The sequence below is a fragment of the Mesorhizobium sp. M8A.F.Ca.ET.161.01.1.1 genome (assembly GCF_004792105.1).
Taxonomy (GTDB): Bacteria; Pseudomonadota; Alphaproteobacteria; order Rhizobiales; family Rhizobiaceae; genus Mesorhizobium.
Genome location: NZ_SRTD01000109.1, coordinates 1 through 409, shown reverse-complemented (window position 1 = coordinate 409; position 409 = coordinate 1). Strand labels below are relative to the sequence as shown.

The following is a 409-nucleotide window of genomic DNA, read 5'->3' as shown; positions in this document are numbered from 1 at the left end:
GACGGAGACGCTTGCCCACTGTGCCGAATGCCATTCCAGCCGTAATATCTTCGCCGCCATCCGCCCGGAAACCCGTTTCGCTGGTGGTCCCGACGCGGAAGGCACGGGCTTTGTGCCAAACATCACGCCGACACGTCTCCGCAGGTGGACGCAGACCGACATCTCTACCATGCTCGCAACAGGCCAGAAGCCACAGGACGGACATGTCGGGTCCGCAATGGTGGACGTGGTCGCCAATCTTTCGCAGTTGCCACAGGAAGATCGCGACGCGATTACCCGCTACATCAAGGCCTTGCCGGCAAGGCAAACCCCGCATCCGTGACCCGTCAGTGAGCATAAAGATAGGCCGCGACATGGCGCGCTTCGGCCTCGGTGATACCGGTTTCCGGCATAGCGCTCTGCCGCGAAA

At 61.6% G+C, this 409-nt stretch carries 1 protein-coding gene; it reads left to right on the top strand.

Annotated elements, in window-relative coordinates; translation table 11 throughout:
* A partial coding sequence (locus EN804_RS37510; protein ID WP_189602161.1) for a cytochrome c occupies window positions 1–322 on the top strand: 322 nt, incomplete at its 5' end.
* Window positions 323–409: the final 87 nt, after the last annotated feature.